This is a genomic window from Leifsonia sp. Leaf264 (assembly GCF_001422325.1).
In the GTDB taxonomy this organism is placed as follows: Bacteria; Actinomycetota; Actinomycetes; order Actinomycetales; family Microbacteriaceae; genus Orlajensenia.
In genome coordinates, this window is the sequence record NZ_LMMR01000008.1 from 244,652 (window position 1) to 264,907 (window position 20,256).

Consider the following 20,256-nt stretch of genomic DNA (forward strand, 5'->3'; position numbering starts at 1 on the left):
CCACGGCCGCTTCGGCGTAGGCTCGGTGCATGCTGGCTACCCTCATCTACGGCGAACGCGACATCAGGGTCGAAGAGGTCCCCGACCCCGAGCTCTCGACCGGAGCCGACGCCATCGTGCGCGTCGTCGCCGCGTGCGTGTGCGGCTCCGACCTCTGGCCCTATCGCGGCGTGACGCCGACGAACGAACCTCACCGCATCGGCCACGAATTCGTGGGCGTCGTCGAGGAGGTGGGGCCGGATGTCGCCCGCATCAAGCCGGGCGACTTCGTGATCGCCCCGTTCTACGTCTGCGACGGTACATGCGTGAACTGCCGCAACGGCGTGAGCACCTCCTGCCTGCAGGGCGGTTGGTGGGGCAACGACGACAGGGTCGGCGGCTTCGCGGACGGTGGCCAGGGGGAGCGCGTTCGCGTGCCCCTCGCCGACGGCACCCTCTTCGCCCTCGAGGAGCAGCCCGACGACGCTCTCATCCCCAGCCTGCTCACCCTCAGCGACGTGTTCGGCACCGGCCACCACGCGGCGGTCTCGGCCGGCGTCGGCCCGGGGTCCGTCGTCGCCGTCGTCGGTGACGGCGCCGTCGGTCTCTGCGCCATCCTGGCGGCGAAGCGCCTCGGCGCGACCACCATCATCGCCATGTCGCGGCACGCCGATCGCCAGGCCATCGCGCGCGAATTCGGGGCCACCCACATCGTCGAGGAGCGCGGAGAGGAGGGTGTCGCGGCTGTGAAGTCACTCACCGGCGGCATCGGCGCAGACCAGGTGCTCGAGTGCGTCGGCACCAAGGAGTCGATGGACCAGGCGCTGCGCTCCACCCGTCCCGGCGGCATGGTCGGCTATGTCGGCGCCCCCAACGGCGGTCCGGAGCTGCCCGTCCGCCCCATGTTCAACCGCAACGTCGGCGTCAACGGCGGCGTCGCCCCCGTGCGCGGTTACATCGCGGAGCTGCTTCCGGACGTGCTGTCAGGCGCAGTCGACCCGGGCCGGGTCTTCGACCTCGAACTGCCGTTGGCGGATGCCGCAGAGGCCTACGCCGCGATGGACGAGCGCCGCGCCACGAAGGTGTTGCTGCGCCCGTGAGCTTCTACGACGAGCTGCTCGAGCAGGAGCAGGAACTGCAGTTCACGACCTTCACGCACGACGACGCGTGGACGCTCGGCAGCGGCATCCGTGCCGCAGCGCACGACGGCTCGCTCCCCGTCGCCATCGCCGTGTGGTTCGGCCCGCAGCGCTTGTTCCACGCCGCGCTGCCGGGAGCGAACGCCGACAACGACGCCTGGCTCGAGCGCAAGTACCGGGTGGTGCAACGCTACGGGCGCGCGTCGATGGCCGTCGGCGAGATGTTCCGCGAGGGCGGCAAGAACTTCGACGTCGACTCGCGGCTCGATCCCACGGAGTTCGCGGCGCACGGCGGGGTCGTGCCCATCCGCATCCGGGATGCCGGGATCATCGGCGCCGTCGGTGTCTCGGGCCTGCCGCAGCGCGACGACCACGCGCTGGTGGTCGAGCACCTGCGGAAGCTGCTGGCGGCGCAGCAGAGCTAGCGTCGCGAACCGCGACGTGACGCACCGCGCCGCGACGCACCGCGACGCGGCGCCCCAACACCGAACTGCCCACTTCCGCTAGTCCGGCGGGTGCTGGACTGGCGGAAGTGGGCAGTTCGAGGGGTGGATGACCGCGCCGGGGGCGCGGGCGGCGAGGCGACTACGCCGACTTGAGCACGATCTCGTCGAGCGGGAGGCGCGTGCGGGGAGCGACCTCGCGCTCGCGCAGCACGTCGGGAAGCGACGCGGCGTCGCCGAGAACGCCGAGGGCCGTGACCGAGACGATCTCGAAGCGCTCGTCGAGGCCGAGGGCCTCGTGCAGCTTGGCGATCTCGATGCCGCCCATCTGGTGCGTGTGCAGGCCCTCGTGCTGCGCCTGCACGGAGAGGTGCGCGACGGCCTGGCCGAGGTCGTAGCGGGCGAAGTGGCGCGGCTTGCCCTCGGGGTCGACCGTCTCGGCGATGTTCACGATGAGCACGGCGGCGGAGTCGGCCCAGGCCTGGTTGAAGCCCATGAGGTTGTCGTGCACGGTGGTGAAGACGTCGCTGCCACGGGTGGCGACGACGAAGCGCCACGGCTGCACGTTGTTCGCCGAGGGTGCCCAGCGGGCGGCCTCGAGGATGGAGTGCAGGGCGGCGGGGTCGACGACAGCGGTGGGGTCGTAGGCACGCGGGCTCCAGCGCTCGACGAGCGGGGTGATCAGAGCGGCGGTGGTGTCGGCGTGACGAGAGGTGTCGGTGATGAGAGTCATCGGGATCACAGCTTTCCAGTGGATGCGAATAGGCCGGGGCGACGCTGTCCCACGCTCTACAACATCACACGTCGCTGCTTATTCCATGAGTGCGCATAGAACGGCGACGACCGGCTCTCCGCTGCCGCCGTGTGAAGGCATCCGGAAAGCCAGATCCGCGGCATTCCGGGCCTGCGCCGGGGAGTTCCTTCACACGGCGGCGCGGATGCCTTCACACGGCGGCAGCACTGGCAGCACTGGCAGCACTGGCAGCATCGGCTGCACTGGCGGCAGCACAACCGGCGGCAGGCGCAACGCCGAGCGCGCTGCTACGCCGTCGTCTCCCGCGCGATGGCCGCGACGAACGCGTCGATGTCGGCCTCGGTGGTGTCGAAGCCGCACATCCAGCGCACCTCGTTGCGTGCGGCATCCCAGTCGTAGAACCTGAACGAGGAGCGCAGCCTGTCGGCGACGCCATCGGGCAGCGTGGCGAACACGCCGTTCGCCTCGGTGGCCTGCGAGAAGGAGACGCCGCGGATGGTGCCGTCGGCCACGCCGGCCTCGATCGAGGAACGGAGGCGCGCCGCCATGGCATTGGCCTGCGACGCGTTGCGGTGCCAGAGGTCGCCCTCGAGCAGCGCGATGAGCTGCGCCGAGATGAAGCGCATCTTCGAGGCGAGCTGCATGTTCATCTTGCGGAGGTAGATCAGCCCATCGGATGCCGCCGGCTCGAGCACCACGATGGCCTCGCCGAACATCAGGCCGTTCTTGGTGCCGCCGAAGCTCAGCACGTCGACGCCGACGTCGCGCGTGAAGGCGCGGAACGGCTGGTCGAGGGCGGCGGCGGCGTTGGAGAGGCGCGCGCCGTCCATGTGCAGCTTCATCCCGTGGATGTGCGTGTACTCGGCGATGGCGGCGATCTCGTCGACCGTGTACAGCGTGCCGAGCTCGGTCGACTGCGTGATCGAGACGGCCAGGGGCTGGGCGCGGTGCTCGTCGCCCCAACCCCAGGCCTGCTGCGCGATGAGCTCGGGCGTGAGCTTGCCGTCGGGGGTGTCGACCGTCAGCAGCTTGATGCCGCCGATGCGCTCGGGAGCGGCGTTCTCGTCGGTGTTGATGTGCGCCGTCGACGCGCAGACTACGGCGCCCCAGCGCGGGAGCATCGACTGCAGCGCATTCACGTTCGCGCCGGTTCCGTTGAACACCGGGAACGCCTGGATGCCGTCGCCGAAGTGCTCCGCGAACACCTCCTGGAGGCGCTCCGTGTAGGCGTCCTCGCCGTAGGAGATCTGGTGGCCGCCGTTGGCAGCCGTGATGGCCTCGAGGATCTCGGGGTGCACGCCCGAGTAGTTGTCGGAGGCGAAGCCGCGGGTGTTCGGGTCGTGGAGCGTTTCAGTCACCTCTCCATCCTCCCATCGACGCCGGGCGCCGTTCGACTGGGTACGCTACGAGAGCCGTGCAGTGCGGCGGAGGACAGAGGCGGATCATGGCCACGGATGCAGGACCACGCCGCCGCACGCGCGCCGAGACCGCGCTGGCCATCGAGTCCGCAGCCATCGAGCTCGTGCTCCAGCACGGCTACGCCGACGTGACGGTCGACATGATCTGCGAGGCCGCGGCCGTCTCGCAGCGCACCTTCTTCAACTACTTCAAGACCAAGGATGCCGCCCTCCTGGGCAACGCTCTCCCCGAGATCGACGCCGAGCGCGCTCGCGTCTTCCCGCCATCGACAGGGCCGTTCCTCACGGAGGCCATCGGCCTGATCCGCGTCGACACCGAGTTCGTGTTCGACGACGAGAGGCTCTTCGCCGACCGCATCCGCGCGATCTCCTCCCACCCCGAGCTGCTCGCCCGCCAGATGGAGCGGCTCGCGGGCATCGAGACCGAGCTGCGCCAGCTCATCGGCGCGCGACTCGAGCTGCAGCATCCGGAGCTCGATGCAGCCGACCGCACCCTGCAGACCGACTTCATCACCAACATCGTGGCCGGAGCCATGAGGTTCCTCGGCCAGGCGATCGCCCGCTCGATCGAGAGCGGGGAGCCGCCGCTCGACCAGGCCAGGCTCGGCAGGCTCATCGCCGACGTGCTGCCGCGGCTGGGGTGACGGCCGGATCCCCCCGAATCCGGCCGTCGGCTCAGCCCTTGATCGCCTCGGCCAGCTTCACGCGGCCGCCCATCTTGAGCAGCGAGTTGGAGTAGACGCGCTCGCCGATCCAGAGCACCACAGCGGTCGTGACGAGCAGGATGCCGAGGGACAGGAACGGCTCCCACCATTCGGCCTGCCCGAGGAAGATGCGCATCGGCATGCCGACCGGGGCGGAGAACGGGATGTAGCTCATGATCGCGAGCACGGTGGCGTTGTCGTTGAAGAAGATGACCAGGAAGTAGGGGATCATCACGAGCATGGTCACGGGTGACGTGACGCTGCCGACGTCTTCAGCGCGGGAGACCAGGGCGGCCGTCGCGGCGAACAGGGCGGCGAGCATCACGAAGCCCACGAGGAAGAACACCACGAACCAGAGCACCGATTCGCCGAGGCCGCCGATGAGCACGCGTTGGCCCGTGACCATCAGTCCGCCGATGGCGATGACGGCTATCGCCACGATCTGACCTATCGCCAGCACGCTGTTCCCGATCACCTTGCCGGCGAGCAGTGCACGCACGGGAACGGTCGACAGCAGGATCTCGACCACGCGGGTCTGCTTCTCCTCCACGACGCTCTGCGCGATGGTGGAACCGAAGGTGATGGCCGACATGAAGAACACGATGCCGAACCCGAGGGCCACGATGTAGCTGAGGAACGGATCGGGCGCGTCGGGGTCGAGCAGCTCGACGCCGGGGGCGACGCTGAGACTCGCGACGACGGCGCTCGGCACCGAGTCGTAGCCGATGACCGTGACTCCGGTTCCGCCAGAGCCCGGCACGACGATGGCCTCGATCTCGCCATCGCGCAGCATCTGCTCAGCCTCGGCGCGGTCGCTCGCCGGCACCACCTCCAGCCCGGTCTCTCCGACGACCTGCTCCGCCGAGCCGATCACGGCCACCTTCGGCTCCGACTGGTTCGCGCTCGCGATGCTGCCGAACAGCACGGACGCGAGCACGGCGAGCATGAGGATGCCGGTCGAGATGAGGAAGGCCTTGCTGCGCAGCCGCATCCGGATCTCGCGGCCCGCGACGAGGGCGACACTGGATCCCAGCGATGGCGGGGCGTAGTCGGTGGTGTTCCGGGTGATGCTCATCGCACGACCTCCTTGAAGATCTGGGCCAGGGTGACCTTCTGGCGGCCGAAGCTGACGACCTCGCCGTGCGTCAGCGCTTCTCGCAGCACGGCCTGGCGGGCGGCATCCGTCTCGGCCTCGAACAGGGCATAGCCGCCGTCGAACTCGATCACGGTGATGCCGGGAAGGGAGCGCAGCCAGCCGACGTCGCTGTCGAGCAGCAACTCGTAGGTGGCCGGCGCGTGGGTGTCGCGCAGTTCGGTGCGTGGTCCTGCGGCGCGGATGCGGCCGCCGGAGATGATCACGAGGTCGTCGCAGAGCCGCTCGACGATGTCGAGCTGATGCGAGGAGAACAGCACGGGCGCGCCCTGGCCGGCGTAGTCGGTGAGCACCGCCTGCACGGCTTCGACGGCGATGGGGTCGAGGCCCGAGAACGGCTCGTCGAGGATGAGCACATCGGGGTGATGCACGAGGGCCGCGGCGATCTGCGCGCGCTGCTGGTTGCCGAGCGACAGGCTCTCCACCGTGTCGTCGATGCGCTCGGCGAGTCCGAGCCGCTCGAGCAGGTCGAGGGCGTTGCGGCGGGCGGATGCCGGATTCCAGCCGTGCAGTCGTCCGAAGTAGACGATCTGCTCGAGCACCTTCATCTTCGGGTAGAGGCCGCGTTCCTCGGGCATGTAGCCGAAGCGGCGCCTGTCCACGGCGGTGAGCGGCGACCCGTCGGAGGTGACGGAGCCTGCGTCGGCCCCGAGCACTCCGAGGATGATGCGCATGGCCGTGGTCTTGCCGGCGCCGTTGCCGCCGACGAAGCCCGTCATGCGTCCGTCGCCGACGGTGAAGCTGACGTCGTCGAGAGCCGTGCGCTCGCCGTAGCGCTTGGTGATGTTCCTCAGTTCGAGCATGGCTCTACGCTACGGACGGCGATGGAGTTTCGGCATCCGTCGCACGGGTGGTTCTTCGCTGCGATCCGGCAGCGGTCTCACCCGAGCGGCGGATGCCGCCCGCACTGGCCGACTACGCAGACCGACTGTGCCGCCGACTACGCCGCCAGGCGCTCGTCGAGCACGCCGAACGCGCTCTCCCAGCCGTCGTAGACGTCGTCGTCGCCGGCCTTGCCATCGATGCCGCGCACGGTGAAGGTCATCTCGGTCTGCTGGCCGTCGTCGCCGTGTTCGGCCAGTTCCACCGTGAGCAGCGGTTGCGGTTCGTCGGGCCGATCGGGGTGGCCCCAGGTGAAGACGAGTCGCTCGGGCTCGACCACCTCGAGGTACTCGCCGTAGGTGGGATAGGTGCTGCCGTCGGGAGCGACCATCGTGTAGCTGTAGCTGCCGCCGACACGGGTGTCGATCTCGACGCTCTCCCGGGGAGTCTCGATGCCACGCGGATGCCACCAGAACGCGGCCTCGTCAGGGTCGGTCCAGGCGCGCCAGATGTCGGCGCGCGGCGCATCGAAGACGTGCACGATGGTGAAGTGCTTCGCGCTCGTGGCGAGTGTCTCAACCATGGGGGTTCTGCTTCTCCTTGTTGTCCTGCTCCGGGTGGTTCTTCGTCTGGTCCTGCTGCTGTCTCTCCTGCTTCAGGGCGCTCAGGCGCTCGAGCAGGTCGAAGCGCTCGGTCCAGAGTGCTCGGTGCTCGTCGATCCAGGCGGAGACGTCGTCGAGGGGTTCTGTGCGGATCGTGCAGGTGCGCCACTGCGCGCGTGCGTTGCGGTCGATGAGCCCAGCGGACTCGAGCACCCGCAGGTGCTGCGACACGGCCGGGCGGCTGATGGCGAAGGGCTCCGCGAGCTCGCCCGCCGTCGCCTCCCCTGTCGAGAGGCGCGAGAGGATCGCGCGCCGCGTCGGATCGGCGAGAGCATGGAACACCAGGCTCAGTTCATCTGTCGCCGAATCCGGCATGTAAGTAACTCCTTAATTAATGAATTGCTTAAATGTACGGCGGATGCTGGCGCTGGTCAAGAGCTCGGCGGTAGGCGCTCCTCCACACCCCGCTGCGGAGAAGCAGGAGTCCACAGGGTGTGGACGAAAAATACCCGGTCAGTTGGCCTATCGGGCAGCTCGAGTGTCGGTGGGTGTCCGTAGTGTCAGGGTATGGAAACGCTCCAGTCGCTGATGCAGGAGGCGCTCGCTGCGGCGATGCCGCTGCTGGCTGAGGCCACGACTGTGGGGGTGTTGCCCGGCACGACGGACGAGGATCTCCTGGCCGGGGCGGCGTTGATGGAGGAGTTCGGCCGCCCGGCCGATGCCGGCCGGATCGCGTTCGCCGGCGAGGTGGCCGACAGGTCGCGGGGCATCCTGGGCCCGCAGACGCTGCCAGAACGGTTCGGCTGCGCCACCCCGGTGGAGTTGTTGGAACGCGTCGCCCGGGTGTCCCCGCAGACCGCGCGGGCCCGGCTCAAGCTCGGCATTCAGACGAGGCCGGGGTTGTCGTTGTCCGGAGAAGCCTTGCCGGCGCCGTTCGACGTGGTGCGTCGCGGACTCGCGACAGGGCGGCTCGGCATCGACTCGGCCACCGCGATCACGACAGCCCTCTCGAAGGCGATGGTCGGTTGCCCGACCGACACCCTGTCGAGGTTCCTGCCCGCCGAACACGAGTTGGTGTGCGCCGCGATCGGGGCCTCCCCGGCTCCGGATGCTCCGGCGTTGCCGCCGGTGACTCCGGCCGAGACGAACGATCAGGCGTCGGTCTGGGTGCTGGCCTTGAACCCTGATGGTGCCGAACCTTCGGTGACGGAGTTCGAGTCGCGATCGTTGCGACTGCATCGGCCACGGAACGGCCTGATCCCGGTGAGCGGGTCCCTGTTGCCCGAGGTAGCCGGTCAGTTGCAGGCCGTCTTCGATGCCACCACGAACGTGCACTCGTCGCTGAAGTTCCTCACCGAGGAGGAACGCGCGGCCCTGGAGGCTGACGAGGGACCGCGCGATCCACGCAGCCGAGTGCAACGCCAACACGACGTCCTGGCTGCGGTGTTCGCACTGGCAGGCCGGTCCGAGGAACTCCCCACCCTGAACGGCGCGTCGGCGACGATGGTCACCCATGTTCTGGCGACCGACCTCGACGAGCACACCGGTGCTGTCACCGGTGCTGGTCACGTCGACGGGCTCGACGTACCGTTGTCGGCCGGTGCTGTCGAGCAGCTCTGCTGCGCGAACGGCATCCAACCCGTCACCATCAGCACCGACGGGGAGATCCTTCGGCTGGGCAGCACTGAACGTTGCTTCAACCGGGCCCAACGACGCGCCCTCGCCGCCCGCGACGGTGGCTGCATAATCTGCGGGATCGCGCCCCAGTTCACCGAAGCACACCACGTCATCGCCTGGGCGGCGGTCAAGGCGACACACGTGTCCAACGGGGTGCTGCTGTGCTGGTTCCACCACCGCACCATTAACACCTCGGGCTGGCGGATCCGCATGGTGAACGGGCATCCCGAGATCATGCCGCCGCCTGCCCTCGGACTCCAGGTGTGGCGGCCGCCCCGAGGATCACGCACCCGGCAACAGGACGCCCTCGCACGACGTCTGCGCAACTGAAGATGCGCTGCGACTTCGACTGCGACCGCGACCGCGACGGTGACCGACCTCAGCGAGCTGGCGCCGGACGCACCACGCCGTTCTCGTAGGCGTAGACGACGGCGTGCACGCGGTCGCGCAGGCCCAGCTTCTGCAGCACTTTCGACACGTGAGTCTTCACTGTGGCCTCGCCGACGAAGATGCGTGCCGCGATCTCGGCGTTCGACAGTCCTTCGGCGAGCAGCACCAGCACCTCCCGCTCGCGGTCGGTGAGCGGGGTCGCGGCTGGCGGGGTAGCCGAAGCCGGAGGCGTCGAGGCGGCCGGCGGTGCGGCAGGTGCAGCAGGCGCAGTCACCGCTGGCGCCCCTGATACTCCGAACGCGGCGATCACTCGCCGGGTCACCGCGGGCGAGAGCAGGGCCTCGCCGCGCGCGATCACCTGCACGGCCTCGATGAGGTCCTCGGGCGTCGAGTTCTTGAGCAGGAAGCCGCTCGCGCCGGCACGCAGGGCCGTGAACAGGTAGTCCTCGCGGTTGAAGGTGGTGAGCACGAGCACAGCCGAGTGCAGGCTGGCATCGGCGGTGATGATGCGCGTGGCGGCGAGGCCGTCCATTCCGGGCATCTGCACGTCCATGCAGACCACGTCGGGGCGGAGCTCCCGGGTCAGCTCGATCGCCGTCTCCCCGGATGCTGCTTCGCCGACAACCTCGATCCCGGGTTCCGAGGCGAGGATGGTGCGGAATCCGCCGCGCACCAGCGCCTGGTCGTCGACGATCAGCACGCGGATCATGCTGTGTCCTCGACGTCTGAAGCCGTCGCCCCGGAGGCCGACACCTCGGAAGCCGACCCCTCGGAGGCCGACCCCTCGGAGTCCGCCACCCCGACGGCCAGCGGAAACCGTGCGCGCACCAGCCAGCCGCCGCGGCTGCGCGGGCCGGCCTCCACGACTGCGCCCACGGCATCCGCCCGCTCCTGCATGCCGATGAGCCCCAGCCCCGAACCGCTCCCGCGACGCGGAGAGCTCGCACCGGTGTTCGCCACCTCGAGCTCGACGGCGTCGTCGAGGTAGCGCAGGCGTACGTCGGCCGTCGCGCCGGCTCCGGCGTGCTTGCGCGCATTCGTGAGCGCCTCCTGGGTGATGCGGTAGGCGCTGAGCTCGACCGTCGCCGGCACGGCACGTTCCGCGCCGATCACGGTGAACGTCGAGGGGAGCCCGGCGGATGCGGCCTCGTCGACGAGAGCGGGGAGTCGGGCGAGCCCGTACGTGCTGGCGGCATCCGTCACCGCGACAGCACCCGAGTCGACACTGTCATCGCGCAGGGTGCCGAGCAGGCGATGCAGTTCGTCGACGGCCGATCGTGCGCTGGCCTCGATGGCGCTGAGGGACGCGGATGCCGCCTGCGGGTCCGATGCCAGGACTCGACGCGCCGCCCCGGCCTGCACCCCCATCACCGAGACGTGGTGCGCGACGACGTCGTGCAGTTCCCGGGCTATGCGCACGCGTTCGAGCGCGACGGCCTGGGCCTCCGCACGGGCGCGGGCGCCGGCGAGCTCGGCCGTGCGCTGCTCGAGGGCGGCGCGTTCCCTGGCGGCTCGGAAGGCGGAGTCCCCGAAGTACCAGGCACCCCAGAAGAACAGCAGGTTGGTGAAGATCTGGATGGCACCGAAGGCGATGTACGGCGACATGTAGCCGTCGGTCGAGCGCTCGAGGTCGGGCAGGTAGTCCTGCACGGCCGAGAAGAAGATGAGCTGCCAGAACAGCCAGGCGAACATGCCCACGACGATGGCGCCTCGGGTGATGTTGGCGATCAGTCGGCTGCGGCCCCACGCCCCGACCGTGTAGACGGAGATGAACAGGACGATCTGGCTGATCAGCAGCTCGGCGACCTGTCCGACCACTCCGGCGGCGTAGACGATGCTCACCACCACGGCGACGATCTCCGGGAAGCGACGACGTGCGGCGAGAGGCAGGCTCATTCCGGCCGCCCACAGCAACGCGATCCACCACGGCTCCTCGGCGTAGGTGCCCGTCGCCCTGTAGAAGATGAGGCTGACGGCCGTGCCGACCAGGAGTACGAGGGCGAGGATCGCGTCATTGCGATAGCTGCGAGGATCCGGCCGCGGGCGCACCCACTCGACGCCGTCCTCGACGACGGGCGCGGCGGGACCCGGCCCAGGACCGGCGGCGGGTCCGGCGGCTGGTGCCGCGGCGGAGGAGCTCATGCCCTCACGCTAGCGAAACGAGGCAGGGGCGCCATCCGTCGTGCGGGGGATACCTGCACACAGGAGCGCAGCGCCTCAGCGAGTCGCAGCGGCCTTCGGCGTCGGCAGCAGGTACTTGAGCAGCAGCCAGGTCGCGAGGGCTGTGATCACCCACACGATGACGGTGGCGAGGATCCACGCGAAGAGGCCGTCGAAGCTGAGTCCGTCGGTGACGAGGGAGGCCACGAGCAGCGCGATGAAGGTCGACAGCAGTCCGGCGATGCCGGCGATCACGGGCACGGAGGACGTCGTCAGCCTGCGCACGAGCCATTCGACGGCCGCCTGCACCAGCGCGAACACCACGATGGCCACGACGAAGCCCGCCGTGTGCACGTGGAAGTCGGGAATGATCAGTGAGGCCACGAGCAGGCCGAGGGCGGCGCTTCCGAGGAAGATCGCCGCACGGATCAGGATTCGCACCATGACCAGAAGCTACTCCTCGCCGGGCTGGCTGGGTAGGTGCGAGTCCTCCCGTGCCCCGAGGAGTCGGCGAGTGAGCTGTTCCCGCGTCGACAGGAGCGCCTCGAGGGCGTCGGCGAGGTCGGTGTCGGTCGGTGCGCGGTGCTCCTCGGCCGCCAGCAGCACCGTGCGGCGCATGAGCTCCTTGGCGAACGACCCGGTGACGCCGTCTGCGTGCTCGGCGGCATCCGTCACCGCAGCTTCCGACAGCGGCAGGTCACGCGCATAGAGGGAGAACAGGCGCCGGCGCGCATCCGCGTCGGGCAGCGGGATCTCGACGGCGAGGTCGACCCGGCCCGGACGGTCGGCGAGGGCGCGCTCGAGCACCTCGACTCGGTTCGTCGTGAGCACGAACGCCACGTCGGCGTCGCCGTCGAGACCGTCGAGGGCGTCGAGCACGGCGAAGAGCAGCGGCTGCGGACCGTCATACATATCGCGTTCCATCGCCACGAGGTCCACGTCCTCGAGCACCACGATCGCGGGTTGCATGGCCCGTGCCAGGTCGGCCGCGTGGGTGATGAACCGGATGCTCGTGCCCGTGAGCAGCACCGCCGTGGTTCCCGGCGTGCTGCTCAGCAAGTGGCGCACGGTGAGGGTCTTGCCGGACCCGGGAGGCCCATAGAGCAGTACACCTCGCTTCAGGTGCTGACCGGCGGCGCGCAGTGTGGTGCGTTGCTCGCCGATGCCGACGACGTGGCGCACGATGTCGTCGAGGATGCCCGGAGCGAGCACGACGTCCTCGGCTGACACGACCGGGCGCGGAAGGAAGTCGGCGCCCGCTCCGCCGCTGCCGTACTCGTTGCCGCTGAACGCGAGCACCTGGCCGCGCAGGACGCTGCGTTCCAGCATGAGGCGCCGCACCTCGGTGAGCAGGCGTGCCGCAGACTCGGGTTCCGCCGCGAGGATCTCGAGCCGGGCACTGCTTCGCCCGTATTCGTCGCGGGGTCCGCGCTGCAGCACAGCGATGGGCTTGCCGTCCAGGTGGAGCAGCCGCACCCCGAATGACACCGTGCGACGCTCGGTCGCCGGCCCCGTCGCGCTCGACACGTAGTCCACAGGCGCTGGCATGAACTGCACATGGGGGTTCCGCAGCAGCTCGGCGAACGTCGAGTGTTCACGCTGGGAACCGCCACCCACTCCGATCACTCGAGGGGGATCCAACGCAGTATCGGCTCCGGATGCCGCCAGCTCGTCGAGCGCGATGTCGGCATCGACCAACCGATGGGGAGCGAGGTCCTCGCTGATCACTGGAAACGCCTCGATGTCAGCGCGAAGGAATGCGGCGACGACATCGCCGAGCGGAGTGCGCTGCTCGACGAAGGCGCGTGGACTCTGCAGGACCTCCTCGATGAACGTGCGGAACGTCTCGATGAATCGGCTCTGCTCTTCGTCCACGGTTCCCCCAGGCTCGCTTCGATCCGCTCAGGCTAGCGGTACCCGAGTACTCGCTCACGGTGGCTGCGCCGGTCGGCCAGTCGCGCCGCCGCACTAGCGGAAGGGCCGTCTCCCGAGGACCATGGGCAGGGTGAACCCCGCCGCCCGTCGAGTGCAGCGCATCTACCTGGTGCTGATGCTCGGCAACACCCTCGCCGCCTCGCTGATCTGGGGCATCAACACGTTGTTCCTGCTCGATGCCGGCCTCACGAACTTCGAGGCCTTCGCGGCCAACGCCTTCTTCACCGCGGGGATGGTGCTGTTCGAGGTGCCGACGGGGGTCGTCGCCGACACCGTGGGGCGCAAGGCGTCCTACCTGCTCGGAACTGTGACCCTGGCCATCACGACGGGGCTGTACTGGATGCTCTGGGTCTGGCACGCGCCCTTCGTCTGGTGGGCGATCGTGTCGGTGTTCCTCGGACTCGGTTTCACCTTCTTCTCCGGCGCCGTCGACGCCTGGCTGGTCGATGCACTGGCCTCTGTGGGGTTCACGGGCTCGCTCGAGGGCGTCTTCGGCCGGGGGCTCATCGTCACCGGCATCGCCATGTTCACGGGGTCGGTGCTGGGCGGATTCGTCGCGCAGCTGACGAACCTCGGAGTGCCGTTCGTGCTGAGGGCCGTCGTGCTGGTCGTCATGTTCGTCATAGCGGCACTGGTCATGAAAGACCTCGGATTCACGCCCGACCGCTCCGAGGGTCCGATCCGGGCCACGCGCACCGTGCTGCGGGCATCGATCCAGTACGGCCTCAAGAAGCGGTCGGTGCGCTTCATGATCCTGGCGGCCCCGTTCGCGTCCGGCGTCGGCATCTACGCGTTCTACGCCATGCAGCCGTACCTGCTCGAGCTCTACGGTGACCCGACCGCGTACGGTGTCGCTGGCCTCGCGGCCGCGATCCTCTCGCTCGCCCAGGTGGCCGGCGGGGTGCTCGCCCCTCGGGTGCGCGGCATGTTCCACAAGCGCACCACCGTCGTGATCTCGGCATCCGTGGCCAGCGTCCTGCTCCTCATCGCCCTGGGGCTGAACTCGATCTTCTGGCTCGCTCTCGTGCTGCTCGTGCTCTGGGGCTTCGTCTTCGCCGTCGTCGGCCCCGTTCGCCAGGCGTACCTCAACGGGATGATCCCGTCGAAGCAGCGCGCGACGGTGCTCTCCTTCGACTCCCTGTTCGGCAGCGCCGGCGGCGTCGTCATCCAGCCGGCCCTCGGTCGTGCCGCCGACCTCTGGGGCTACGGCACGTCTCTGGTCATCGGCGGGGTCATCGAGCTGATCGCCCTGCCGTTCCTGTTCGCGAGCCGGGCGCAGCACGATCCGTCCGACACCGCCGTCTCACTGGCGGATGCCGATACCGGACCTGCATCGGATGCCGACCCCGCGGTCTCGCAGTCGTGACCGACGAGGCGCAGCACGGCCGGATGCCCGATGGACCCTCCGCCGACCTCCAACGGGAGGTTCTCGAACGGATGCGTGCAGGCCTGATCTACTCGGAGTCGGAGGCCGCGTTCCTGAACCCGCTCCGCAGGGCCGACCTCGTCTTCGACTACAACCGCACGCCACCGAGCCGGGCCGGGCGTCGTCGCGAACTCCTCGAATCGATCCTGGGCTCGGTCGGAGAGCGCACCATCCTGCTCCCGCCGTTCCATGCCGGCTTCGGAAGCAACGTCCACATCGGCGATGACTTCTTCGGCAACGTGAACATCACCTTCGTCGATGACGTGGAGATCCGCATCGGCGACGGCGTGATGATCGCGCCGAGCGTGACTCTGACCACCACGGGACACCCGGTCCATCCTTCCCGCCGCGTCGATTTCGCCCGCTTCTCGGAGCCGATCGTGCTCGAGGACAGGGTGTGGATCGGCAGCAACGCCGTCGTCCTCCCCGGGGTGCGCGTCGGCTACGGATCGGTGATCGGGGCTGGCGCCGTCGTCACCCGCGACGTGCCGGCGATGTCCGTCGCCGTCGGCACGCCGGCTCGCGTCGTGCGCGAGATCACCGACGCCGATCTCGCGACGCGGACCTCCGCGCACTGATTCCCTCGGGGCGAACAGGTCACGAAGACGACACGCCCCTTGTGAGGAATCCTCAACGGCGTCACCATGGGCAGGTACGGTCCTCCTCCCTACGACTGCGAGGTACTCCCGTGAAACAGCGCGCTCTCCCCCTTGTCGCCCTCCTCGCCGGAGCAGTGCTGGCGATCACGCCGGCTCTGGCGGCCTCGGCGGCCCCGGCATCCGCGCCGGCGGCCTCGAAACCGAGCCCCGGTGCGCCCGGCATCGGCGACCCGTACTTCCCGCTCTCGGGCAACGGCGGCTACGACGTGAAGCACTACGGCCTCAACATCGACTACGTGCCGGCGACGGATGTGCTCACAGGGCACGCGATCATCACGGCGAAGGCGACCCAGAACCTGAGCCGCTTCGATCTCGATCTGCACGGCCTGACAGTGAAGTCGATCACGGTGAACGGCCGTAAGGCGACCTGGAAGCGCACGGGGGACGAACTCGTCGTCACGCCGGCAGCGGCACTGCGGTCAGGGCTGCCGTTTTTCACGACGGTCTCCTACACCGGGGTGCCGGAGATCTACGAGGATTCCGTCCTCGGAGATGCCGGCTTCTACAACACCGACGACGGGACGCTCGTGGCCGGACAGCCCTTCGTGGCCGCCAGCTGGTTCCCGTCCAACGACCATCCGGCCGACAAGGCGCTCTACTCGGTGCGCATCACGGTTCCGAAGGGCGTCGAGGCGCTCTCGAACGGGAAGCTGCTGCGCCACGGACGCATCGGCAGCAAGGACGAGTGGATCTGGAACGTCGACGAGCCCATGGCGAGCTACCTCGCCACGGCGACCATCGGCCAGTTCGACATCGACGAGCGCGATGCAGACGGCATCCACTACCTCGACGCCGTCGACCCCGATCTCTTCACGCCCACGATCACTCCTCGGACCGGCGCCTCCTTCGCGTATTCGCAGAAGGCCGACGACGGGTACAAGCGGCTGAGCCGCAGCTTCGACGTTCCGGCCACGGGCGGGTCGCTGACCTTCTGGATGGATCGCGCCGTCGAGGACGGCTGGGACTTCACCTTCGTCGAGGCGGCACCCGCCGGCAGCGACGACTGGACCACCCTGCCCGAGGAGAGCGGCATCACGACGACGGATGCCGGCAACTCGGGCTGTGCCGACCTGTTGGCGCAGCATCCGTTCCTCGGCCACTACCTCGGCGACGACGGCAGCGGCGACGCCTGCCTGCCGACCGGGTCGACCGGAACCTGGTCGGCGGCGACGGGGTCGGGAAACGGCTGGGAGCCGTGGACCATCGACCTCTCGGCCTACGCGGGCCAGACGATCGATCTCGCCATCGCCTCGGTCAGCGACTACGCCGTCCAACTCGACGGCGTCGCGATCGATGACGTCACCGGACCAGGCGGACAGGGGTCGACCTCGTTCGAGGCCGATGCCGACCCGCTCGACGGCTGGACGGTTCCCGGTGCACCGGCAGGCAGCCCGGGCAATACGAACGACTGGATCGCGACGAGCGACGGCCCGCCGCCGATCGGCGCGCAGGTGACGTCCAGCCTGGGTCGCGAGCCCGAGATCATCTCCTTCCTGCAGCAGCAGTTCGGGCCGTATCCCTTCGACGAGGCCGGTGGGATCGTCGATGACTTCAGCGGCCTGGGCTTCGCCCTCGAGAACCAGACCAGGCCGATCTACGACAAGGCGTTCTTCACGGGTACGCCGGAGCAGGGTGACGGGGTTGTCGTGCACGAGCTCGCTCACCAGTGGTTCGGCGACGACGTGGCCCTGAAACGCTGGAGCGACATCTGGCTGAACGAGGGTTTCGCCACCTACGCCGAGTGGCTGTGGGCTGAGCATGAGGGCTACGCCGATCCGCAGGCGTACTTCGACGACCTCTACTCGGCGCCCGCCGATGACCCGTTCTGGCAACTCACCATCGGCGACCCGGGAGCTGATGACATCTTCGACGGAGCCGTCTACGACCGCGGAGCAATGACCCTGCAGGCGCTGAGGCTGACCGTCGGCGACGAGGCATTCTTCGACATCGTGCAGACCTGGGCGCACAAGAAGTCCGGAGGCAACGGCACGACGACGCAGTTCATCGCGCTCGCCGAGTCGATCTCGGGAGCCGACCTGGGCGACCTCTTCGACGACTGGTTGTTCACGGGGGAGAAGCCGGTGGCGCCGGATGACGCATCCGCGGCTCGGACCTTCGGCTCACCGAGCGCGCCGACGAAGCTGCTCGAGCCGGCGCATCCGGAGCAGCGCCGGGGATGACGTCGGTGTCGGGGGCGGAATGACGGCGTCTCGGATCGTCGGGACGGCGTTGGCGGTCGCGCTGCTCTCGACGGCGCTCGCCGGATGCTCGGGGAGTCCGTCGTCACCGTCGGCATCCACGGGCACCGCGGTCGCGACAACGACGGCCATTCCGACACCGACGCAGACACCGACACCGACTCCGACTCCGCCGGGTGGAGCCGCCGCGGCCTGCCAGGACGAGCAGCTCACCGGCACGTACACGGCGAGACCGCAGGATTCCGGCGCCGGCCAGTTCTACGGCGACCTGACCTTCACGAACGTGTCGGCGGCGGCCTGTTCCTTCGACGGCTTCCCCGGGCTGGTCGCCCAGGACGCCGACGGGGTCCAACTCGGGGCGGCCGCGGACGGCGAAGGACCGGAGTCGGCCGTGACGATCGAGCCGAAGGGGGTCGCGGTGGCCCGCCTGCACGGTACGCAACCTGGGGCCTTTAGCTGCACCGAGGCGCAGTCGACCACTCTGCTCGCGCGCTTCACCGCGGACGGGGCCGGTCCGGGAGTCCCCGTCCCGGCCGCCATCCCGGTCTGCGCGGATGACACGAGAACCCTGTCGGTGGGTTCGCTCGTCCTGGCGGGTTGAGGACTAGGCCGTGGCGCCGGTGATCCCCACGGTCGACTCGATGACGACCTTCATCTTCTTGTCGAGGGCCTCGAAGAACATCGACAGCGGGAACTCGTCGTCCAGCACGAGGTCCGTGTAGCCCTTCGGCGCTCCGGCGAGAACGTCGATCGGCAGCCCGCGCGCCCAGTTCGATGCCGGGTTCGGCGTCAGCACGCCGGCGACGAGGTCGTAGGCGGCCAGCCAGTGTGCGGTCTTCGGGCGGTCGATCGACTTCCAGTACAGCTCGTCGATCGCATCGCCCAGCGCGACCACCGCATCCGGGACGGCGTCCCAGTCGAAGGTGAGCTGGGTGTCGGTCCAGTGCAGCACGTGGTGCTGGTGCAGCCACGCGAACAGCAGCTGGCCGCCGAGCCCGTCGTAGTTGCGCACTCGGGAACCCGTGATCGAGAAGCGGAAGATGCGATCGAAGATCACCGCGTACTGCACCAGCGTCGAGTGGTGCAGCGTCTCGGCGTCGAGCTCTCCGAGGGACTCGCCCTGGGCGACCCGCGCCCGCAGCGCCCGGGTGATCTTCACGGACTCGCGGAATGCCGTGAGGTCGCAGCGCAGTTCCTCGAGCGAGTAAAGGAAGAACGGCATCCGCTGCTTGATCATGAACGGATCGAACGGCAGGTCGCCGCGCATGTGCGTGCGGTCGTGGATGAGGTCCCACATCACGAAGGTCTCCTCGGTGAGCTGCTGGTCGTCCAGCATCGCCGCGGCGTCATCCGGCAGCTCGAGCTTCGTGATGCCCGCAGCCTCGCGCACCACGCGGCGGTAGCGGGCGGCCTCGCGGTCTTGGAAGATCGCGCCCCACGTGAAGGTCGGGATGGCGCGCATCGCGACGGTCTCGGGGAACAGCACGGCCGAATTGGTGTCATATCCGGCCGTGAAGTCCACGAAACGGATCGGCACGAACAGCTTGTTGGCGTAGTCGCCGGCCTCGAGCGCGGCGATGAACTCGGGCCAGATGACCTCGACGAGCACGGCCTCCACGAAGCGGTTCGTCGATCCGTTCTGCGTGTACATCGGGAACACCACGAGGTGACGCAGTCCGTCGATGCGGTGCTGCTGCGGCTGGAACGCCAGCAGCGAGTCGTAGAAGTCGGGCACGCCGAAGCCGTCCCGTGCCCAGCGGTCGAAGTCGACCACGACGGCGTCGAGGTAGGCGGCGTCGTGCGGGAACAGCGGGGCGAGTTCGGTGATGGCGTCGGTGAGCACCGAGACCAGGCCGTGCGCGTGCGCGTGGTTCTCGGCATCCGGAACCGAGCCGTCCTTCGTCTGCAGCGTCTGAAGGGTGCCGGCCGCGTCCTTGAGACGGAGCCAGGCCGGATGGGCCTCGACCTCGGCGGCGAGGGGACGGGCGTCCTCGAGGACCTCGGGCTCTCCGATGACGGCCTGCGTTGACAGCGTGGCGTTGGACATTGTGAACCTCCGATCCTTCAGGCGCGCGAGGAAACCCCCGCTTCATCAAGGCTAGACGGGCTCACCGGGCGTTTTCTTGAGGGCCGACGCGGCTTTGCTGCGTGGCCAGCCAGTGGTGAGCGGGTTCCCGCTGCCTCGCGCAACGGATGTCCGAGAGCACGTCACGAGCGGTCACAGCCGGGCCCCTTCACAGCTTGCTCATAGGCTGGTCATAGCGTGCGTCCCTAACGTGGCGCGCATCCACACCCCTTCGAAGAAGTCAGAGGTTCGTTCCGTGTCAACTCCCCGCTCCAGCAGCATCTCGCCCGCCAAGCTCGCCCTGCCGATCATCACCCTCGTGCTTGCGCTCGTGGCCGCCGTGGTGGGTTACGTGCAGACGACGACAGGCCTCGCCGCCCTCAGCAAGGCACTCGAGAGCCAGACCGCCACGGCCACGGACGTCTACGGCGGCCAGTCCGCGATCAGCGTCTCCTCCGCCGTGCTGTCGGCCGGCATCATCGGCGTCGTCATCTCGCTCGCCGCGATCGGCATCCTCATCGGCCTGAACGGATTCCGCCGCGACGCCGTCGTGGCCGAGATCGACGTCTTCGAGGACGACTTCCTCGATGACGACATCGACGGCGTCGACGAGCTCGAGACCGCCACCGCTGCGCCGGTCGCTGCCCCCGTTGCTGCCGAGCCGGTCGTCGTGAGCGAGCCCGCTGCACCGGCCGCCGACCCCGAGGCACCCGCAGCGCGCTAGTCGCACAC

At 68.9% G+C, this 20,256-nt stretch carries 20 protein-coding genes; 9 read left to right on the forward strand and 11 right to left on the reverse strand.

The features are described 5' to 3' along the window. The first annotated feature begins 29 nt into the window (after positions 1-29). On the forward strand, positions 30-1,079 hold the full coding sequence (locus tag ASF30_RS20220; protein WP_055910957.1) for a zinc-dependent alcohol dehydrogenase family protein: 1,050 nt from the start codon (positions 30-32) through the stop codon (positions 1,077-1,079). Continuing rightward, complete coding sequence (locus ASF30_RS20225; RefSeq protein ID WP_055910959.1) at positions 1,076-1,543, forward strand: heme-degrading domain-containing protein; 468 nt, start codon at positions 1,076-1,078, stop codon at positions 1,541-1,543. Before ASF30_RS20220 ends, ASF30_RS20225 begins: the two co-directional genes overlap by 4 nt. 160 nt (positions 1,544-1,703) lie before the next feature. Here ASF30_RS20225 and ASF30_RS20230 read toward each other — a convergent pair whose 3' ends face one another. Further along, positions 1,704-2,294 (reverse strand): nitroreductase family protein, encoded by a 591-nt coding sequence (locus tag ASF30_RS20230; protein WP_055911120.1) that lies wholly within the window; start codon positions 2,292-2,294, stop codon positions 1,704-1,706. 308 nt (positions 2,295-2,602) lie between these two features. Further along, complete coding sequence (locus ASF30_RS20235) at positions 2,603-3,673, reverse strand: threonine aldolase family protein (RefSeq protein WP_055910960.1); 1,071 nt, start codon at positions 3,671-3,673, stop codon at positions 2,603-2,605. Positions 3,674-3,759: 86 nt separating this feature from the next. Between ASF30_RS20235 and ASF30_RS20240 the strand changes: the two genes are divergently transcribed. After that, on the forward strand, positions 3,760-4,377 hold the full coding sequence (locus tag ASF30_RS20240) for a TetR/AcrR family transcriptional regulator (protein WP_055910962.1): 618 nt from the start codon (positions 3,760-3,762) through the stop codon (positions 4,375-4,377). Positions 4,378-4,408: 31 nt separating this feature from the next. On the opposite strand, the gene ASF30_RS20245 is transcribed toward ASF30_RS20240, so the two are convergent. The 4 genes from ASF30_RS20245 to ASF30_RS20260 form a co-directional block, all read right to left on the reverse strand. Next, positions 4,409-5,512, reverse strand: a complete 1,104-nt coding sequence (locus ASF30_RS20245) for an ABC transporter permease (RefSeq protein WP_055910965.1) — start codon at positions 5,510-5,512, stop codon at positions 4,409-4,411. After that, entirely contained in the window at positions 5,509-6,393 is an 885-nt protein-coding gene (locus ASF30_RS20250; protein WP_055910967.1) for an ABC transporter ATP-binding protein, read from the reverse strand. Before ASF30_RS20250 ends, ASF30_RS20245 begins: the two co-directional genes overlap by 4 nt. Before the next feature lie 137 nt (positions 6,394-6,530). After that, positions 6,531-6,995 (reverse strand): SRPBCC family protein, encoded by a 465-nt coding sequence (locus ASF30_RS20255; protein ID WP_055910969.1) that lies wholly within the window; start codon positions 6,993-6,995, stop codon positions 6,531-6,533. Further along, entirely contained in the window at positions 6,988-7,389 is a 402-nt protein-coding gene (locus tag ASF30_RS20260; RefSeq protein ID WP_055910970.1) for an ArsR/SmtB family transcription factor, read from the reverse strand. Before ASF30_RS20260 ends, ASF30_RS20255 begins: the two co-directional genes overlap by 8 nt. Positions 7,390-7,581: 192 nt before the next feature. Between ASF30_RS20260 and ASF30_RS20265 the strand changes: the two genes are divergently transcribed. Next, on the forward strand, positions 7,582-9,021 hold the full coding sequence (locus ASF30_RS20265; protein WP_055910972.1) for an HNH endonuclease signature motif containing protein: 1,440 nt from the start codon (positions 7,582-7,584) through the stop codon (positions 9,019-9,021). Positions 9,022-9,070: 49 nt separating this feature from the next. On the opposite strand, the gene ASF30_RS20270 is transcribed toward ASF30_RS20265, so the two are convergent. From ASF30_RS20270 to ASF30_RS20285, 4 genes are all read right to left on the reverse strand, one after another. Next, complete coding sequence (locus ASF30_RS20270) at positions 9,071-9,790, reverse strand: response regulator (RefSeq protein WP_055910974.1); 720 nt, start codon at positions 9,788-9,790, stop codon at positions 9,071-9,073. After that, a complete protein-coding gene (locus tag ASF30_RS20275; RefSeq protein WP_082468176.1) occupies positions 9,787-11,223 on the reverse strand; it encodes a sensor histidine kinase in 1,437 nt (478 codons plus the stop codon). Before ASF30_RS20275 ends, ASF30_RS20270 begins: the two co-directional genes overlap by 4 nt. A 75-nt stretch (positions 11,224-11,298) precedes the next feature. Next, entirely contained in the window at positions 11,299-11,685 is a 387-nt protein-coding gene (locus ASF30_RS20280) for a phage holin family protein (protein ID WP_055910976.1), read from the reverse strand. Between the two features lie 9 nt (positions 11,686-11,694). Beyond that, entirely contained in the window at positions 11,695-13,116 is a 1,422-nt protein-coding gene (locus ASF30_RS20285; RefSeq protein WP_055910978.1) for an AAA family ATPase, read from the reverse strand. A 130-nt stretch (positions 13,117-13,246) separates the two neighbouring features. Between ASF30_RS20285 and ASF30_RS20290 the strand changes: the two genes are divergently transcribed. The 4 genes from ASF30_RS20290 to ASF30_RS20305 all read left to right on the forward strand — a co-directional run bounded on the left by ASF30_RS20290 (position 13,247) and on the right by ASF30_RS20305 (position 18,060). Then, a complete protein-coding gene (locus ASF30_RS20290) occupies positions 13,247-14,542 on the forward strand; it encodes an MFS transporter (RefSeq protein ID WP_055911125.1) in 1,296 nt (431 codons plus the stop codon). 23 nt (positions 14,543-14,565) lie between these two features. Beyond that, on the forward strand, positions 14,566-15,180 hold the full coding sequence (locus ASF30_RS20295; protein ID WP_055911127.1) for a sugar O-acetyltransferase: 615 nt from the start codon (positions 14,566-14,568) through the stop codon (positions 15,178-15,180). 110 nt (positions 15,181-15,290) lie between these two features. Continuing rightward, on the forward strand, positions 15,291-17,441 hold the full coding sequence (locus ASF30_RS20300) for a M1 family metallopeptidase (RefSeq protein WP_162240784.1): 2,151 nt from the start codon (positions 15,291-15,293) through the stop codon (positions 17,439-17,441). A 19-nt stretch (positions 17,442-17,460) separates the two neighbouring features. Further along, complete coding sequence (locus tag ASF30_RS20305) at positions 17,461-18,060, forward strand: DUF4232 domain-containing protein (RefSeq protein ID WP_055910981.1); 600 nt, start codon at positions 17,461-17,463, stop codon at positions 18,058-18,060. A gap of 3 nt (positions 18,061-18,063) precedes the next feature. Here ASF30_RS20305 and ASF30_RS20310 read toward each other — a convergent pair whose 3' ends face one another. Next, a complete protein-coding gene (locus tag ASF30_RS20310; protein WP_055910983.1) occupies positions 18,064-19,506 on the reverse strand; it encodes a DUF6421 family protein in 1,443 nt (480 codons plus the stop codon). A 274-nt stretch (positions 19,507-19,780) separates the two neighbouring features. Between ASF30_RS20310 and ASF30_RS20315 the strand changes: the two genes are divergently transcribed. Next, the gene (locus ASF30_RS20315; RefSeq protein ID WP_055910986.1) at positions 19,781-20,248 is read left to right on the forward strand and encodes a hypothetical protein; all 468 of its coding nucleotides are present in this window, start codon (positions 19,781-19,783) and stop codon (positions 20,246-20,248) included. Positions 20,249-20,256: the final 8 nt, after the last annotated feature.

Bases quoted from the DNA above. Each gene is read 5' to 3' on its own strand.
- ASF30_RS20220 (WP_055910957.1), top strand. From the start codon at position 30: ATGCTGGCTACCCTCATCTACGGCGAACGCGACATCAGGGTCGAAGAG.
- ASF30_RS20255 (WP_055910969.1), bottom strand. From the start codon at position 6,995: ATGGTTGAGACACTCGCCACGAGCGCGAAGCACTTCACCATCGTGCAC.
- ASF30_RS20250 (WP_055910967.1), bottom strand. From the start codon at position 6,393: ATGCTCGAACTGAGGAACATCACCAAGCGCTACGGCGAGCGCACGGCT.
- ASF30_RS20280 (WP_055910976.1), bottom strand. From the start codon at position 11,685: ATGGTGCGAATCCTGATCCGTGCGGCGATCTTCCTCGGAAGCGCCGCC.
- ASF30_RS20230 (WP_055911120.1), bottom strand. From the start codon at position 2,294: ATGACTCTCATCACCGACACCTCTCGTCACGCCGACACCACCGCCGCT.
- ASF30_RS20310 (WP_055910983.1), bottom strand. From the start codon at position 19,506: ATGTCCAACGCCACGCTGTCAACGCAGGCCGTCATCGGAGAGCCCGAG.
- ASF30_RS20245 (WP_055910965.1), bottom strand. From the start codon at position 5,512: ATGAGCATCACCCGGAACACCACCGACTACGCCCCGCCATCGCTGGGA.
- ASF30_RS20270 (WP_055910974.1), bottom strand. From the start codon at position 9,790: ATGATCCGCGTGCTGATCGTCGACGACCAGGCGCTGGTGCGCGGCGGA.
- ASF30_RS20240 (WP_055910962.1), top strand. From the start codon at position 3,760: ATGGCCACGGATGCAGGACCACGCCGCCGCACGCGCGCCGAGACCGCG.
- ASF30_RS20295 (WP_055911127.1), top strand. From the start codon at position 14,566: ATGCCCGATGGACCCTCCGCCGACCTCCAACGGGAGGTTCTCGAACGG.
- ASF30_RS20265 (WP_055910972.1), top strand. From the start codon at position 7,582: ATGGAAACGCTCCAGTCGCTGATGCAGGAGGCGCTCGCTGCGGCGATG.
- ASF30_RS20275 (WP_082468176.1), bottom strand. From the start codon at position 11,223: ATGAGCTCCTCCGCCGCGGCACCAGCCGCCGGACCCGCCGCCGGTCCT.
- ASF30_RS20260 (WP_055910970.1), bottom strand. From the start codon at position 7,389: ATGCCGGATTCGGCGACAGATGAACTGAGCCTGGTGTTCCATGCTCTC.
- ASF30_RS20305 (WP_055910981.1), top strand. From the start codon at position 17,461: ATGACGGCGTCTCGGATCGTCGGGACGGCGTTGGCGGTCGCGCTGCTC.